The organism is Lutibacter sp. TH_r2 (genome assembly GCF_033101135.1).
Taxonomy (GTDB): domain Bacteria; phylum Bacteroidota; class Bacteroidia; order Flavobacteriales; family Flavobacteriaceae; genus Lutibacter.
Genome location: NZ_JAWMPV010000012.1, coordinates 1 through 3,812 on the forward strand (window position 1 = coordinate 1; position 3,812 = coordinate 3,812).

The window sequence follows — 3,812 nt, forward strand, 5'->3', positions numbered from 1 at the left end:
TAAATTAAAAAGTCTCGAGATATTATCTCGAGACTTTTCTTTTCTTATTTAATTCTAGTTTAATTAAAGCACATTAATTTGTCGTCCCCACAACTGCAGTATAAATGTTACTTTACTAAAACTCAACAAGAAAACTAATTGTTACAATAAATTAAAGTCTTTAATTGTCCCCACAACTGTAGTATAACTTTAATTTCTATATTGAAACTAACTAGATTTTAATATCTTTAATTTATTACTTCTGGATTTACTATTACAAATTCAGTTCGTCTGTTTAATTGATGTTCTTGACTTGAACATCTAACTCCATTTGAACATTTATTTGTTAGTTCAGTTTCACCATACCCTTTTCCTGAAATCCTATCTGGTGAAATACCTCTTGATATAATATAATCAACTGTTGAATTTGCTCTTTTATCAGATAATATTTCATTATATCTATCTGGTCCTCTAGAATCTGTATGTGATCCAGATTCAACAATTAATTCTGGATACTTTTGCATAATAACAACCACCTTGTCTAATTCTTTAGCTGCATCTTCACGTATATTAAATTTATCGTAATCAAAATAGATGGTGTTAATGTTTATCATAGTTTTTTCTCTAACAACAATAAATTCATCTGGAATTAATACCAATTCTACTTCATTTTCAAAACCATTCTCATTTGTTGTTTTGATGGATTTTGTTGAAGGAACTAAAAACCGTTTACTTGCCTCTATAGCATATGATTTCTCACACACTACCTCATTAGAAAACCAACCTTCTGCATTCGTAACTCCTTCTTCAACTATCTCCGAAGCTTCATTATATATTTTAATTGTCGCATTTGGAATTATCTCATTTGTTTTGCCGTTTTTAACTATAACTTTTAACGTTTGATTACAAGGTACAAATGGTGCTATATTTTCTTTAAAATAATAAATATCATCATCTCCTTTTCCTCCATTTCTATTGGATGAAAAATATCCTTCCCTTTTATCTTTACTAATAATAAATGCAAAATCATCTTTATTACTATTTATATTATCACCTAAATGAATAGGTTCTGATGGCCCTTCTGGCAATAATTTAGTTACATAAACATCCATCATCCCTAATCCTTCTTCTCGCCCACTTGTTGAGTAATACAACTCATCGTTCCCATCTATATATGGAAACATTTCTTTTTCTATGGTATTTATTACTGGTCCTAAATTTTCTGGACTTCCATAACTCCCATCGCTATTTACTTCAACTTTAAAAATATCTGTTTTACCTATTGAACCTGGCATGTCAGATACAAAATATAGTATTTTTTGATCTTCACTTAATGATGGATGTCCACAAGAATAATTATCATCATTAAATGGTAATTCTATTATATTTGTCCACTCATTATTAACACCTACATGTGCTTTAAATAATTTTAAATTATTAACTCCTAAAGTATCTTTTTTATACTTGCCATTAAAAAAGTTACTTCTTGTAAAATAAACTGTTTTTTTATCTTTAGTAAATGTTACATCAGCTTCATGGAAACGTGTATTTAAATCACTTGAAAATTTTTCAACATTAATTAATTCTCCACTTTCCTGTATATCTCCAACATATAAATCTAAAAATGGCTGACCGTTTCCTTGCCAAGTATTATTAATTATAAACTTTCTTTTTGCTGGCATTGCAAAAATCATTTGATTATCGCCAAATAATGAAGTTCCAAAATTTGAATAATTATTGTTTACAGATAAATTCTTTATAGTATATCTATCATCAATTTCTTGAGAAAAACTCAAAAAACTTATACTTAAAACAAATAATATGCTAACTACTCTTTTCATTTTTTAAAATTTTGATTAGGTTAGTTTAAAAGAATCTTGGAGATAACCCCGCTCTTGAATTACTGATATTAAACAATAGAAAAACTTCATGAGAACCTGAACTAAAATCTCCAATGTCACTTAAAGTATAATCATAAGCATACCCTATTCTAGTTGAAGGTGTTACCAACATATTAAACATTCCACTTATAGCATCTCCTTCTCTCCAAGAAAGCCCTAACTCAAATTTCTCGTTTAGTAATGCATTGGCTGAAATATCATATGATAAAGGAGCTCCATTTACTGCTTTTAACATTACAGATGGTTTTAATTTTAAATCATCTGATACTTCAAAAATATATCCAGTTGTTAAAAAATAATGCATATCCTCTATAGCTTTATAATTATTTATATATCCATTGGTTTTTTCAAAGTGTTTTGTTTTTAACATGTTTGGCATGGATAATCCCGCATAAAACTTATCTGTGTAATAAAACAATCCTGCTCCAAAATTTGCTGATGTTTTATTTATATTATCTGAGAAAGCTTCATCTACAATATTATCACCTAAATCTAATCCTACCAAATCTGCATTTAAAAATGTAAATCCTCCTTTAATCCCAAATGCTAAATTAGCCGATTCTGTTAATTGCAATGTATATGAAAAATCTGCAAAAACATTTTGCTCATCTACAGGACCAATTTTATCTGCTATTACAGAAAATCCAAGACCTACATTATTTCCTACTGGAGCATTTACTGATGCTGTTAATGTTTTTGGCGCTCCTTCAAATCCGGTCCATTGCAACCTTCCTAAAATACCTATATTTAATGTACCTTCAGATCCTGCATATGCTGGATTCAATATATTCATGTTGTACATATATTGAGTGTACTGTGCATCTTGTTGTGCTTTTAAATTAACAGTAGAAAACACTACAACTAATACTACAAAAAGAAATTTTATTTTTTTCATAATTATATCTTTTAGCACATTGAAAATTTAATTAAATCTTCAATGTGCCTATTATTCTATCTATTTAAATATACGTAACCTGCTCTTGGCTTATGCCCTTCTTTATTGAAATAAATTGTGTAAAAATAAGTCCCAACTGGAAGTTCTTTATGACTACTTATTGTCATTCTTCCATCTGAAAAACCATCCCACCATTTAGGCTCTGCTAACGGATCTCCATTATGTTTGTAATCTGATACTATATTCCCCCAACGGTTGTATATTACCAACTGGAAGTCTGGGTATAGATTAGACAATCCTTGAATTACAAATTCATCATGAACTCCATCTCCATTTGGTGAAAAACCTTCTGGAATTACTAATTCTTCTGCTAAAACTCCTATAACTGTTAAATAAACCATAGCTGTATCGCATAAACCATCATTATCACAAACTTGATATTCAAAAGAATCTTCTCCTATAAAATCAAAATCTGGAGTATATGTAACTGTGCCATCTGAATTAATTACCACTGTTCCATTTTCAGGTTCTAATGTGATTTCAACACTCGATATTACTAATGTTCCATCAAGATCATAATCATTTTCTAAAATTGAAATATCAACTGGAATATTTGCATCCGTTTCTGCCATATCATCAACAGCTACTGGTGGTAAATAAACAAGTACAGTTGCTGAATCATTAACTGAATCTAATAATGTATCTGCTGGATTATTTCCTGTAACTGTTACAATATTATCAACATCTCCATCATTATCTACTTCTCCTAACTCATTAACACCGTATCCTGATAATGTTTCTGCTGTTACTTCATAGCTTCCAACATAGGTCCAGATTTCATTAACATCTAATATGTTATTTGAATTATCATCTCCATCTGTTAATACTAAATCAACTAACTCATCTACAACTTGTAAATTGTTTATTCCATAGGTTGATGTATTTTCAACTGTTATAGTATATGTAATTACATCTCCTTCATATGAAACAACTAGCACATCAGAAACTTTAATCACACTGTATGAAGGTTCTCCTCC

At 29.4% G+C, this 3,812-nt stretch carries 3 protein-coding genes; all 3 read right to left on the reverse strand.

Annotated features, from left to right (window positions below):
• Positions 1 to 227 precede the first annotated feature (227 nt).
• Positions 228 to 1,820 carry an OmpA family protein gene (locus R3X25_RS15115; protein ID WP_317675803.1) on the reverse strand — a complete coding sequence of 531 codons (1,593 nt, stop codon included), beginning with the start codon at positions 1,818 to 1,820 and terminating at the stop codon, positions 228 to 230.
• Between the two features lie 25 nt (positions 1,821 to 1,845).
• Entirely contained in the window at positions 1,846 to 2,775 is a 930-nt protein-coding gene (locus R3X25_RS15120) for a type IX secretion system membrane protein PorP/SprF (protein WP_317675804.1), read from the reverse strand.
• 56 nt (positions 2,776 to 2,831) lie between these two features.
• Positions 2,832 to 3,812, reverse strand: a 981-nt coding sequence (locus tag R3X25_RS15125; RefSeq protein ID WP_317675805.1) for an Ig-like domain-containing protein, incomplete at its 5' end; no start/stop codon positions are given.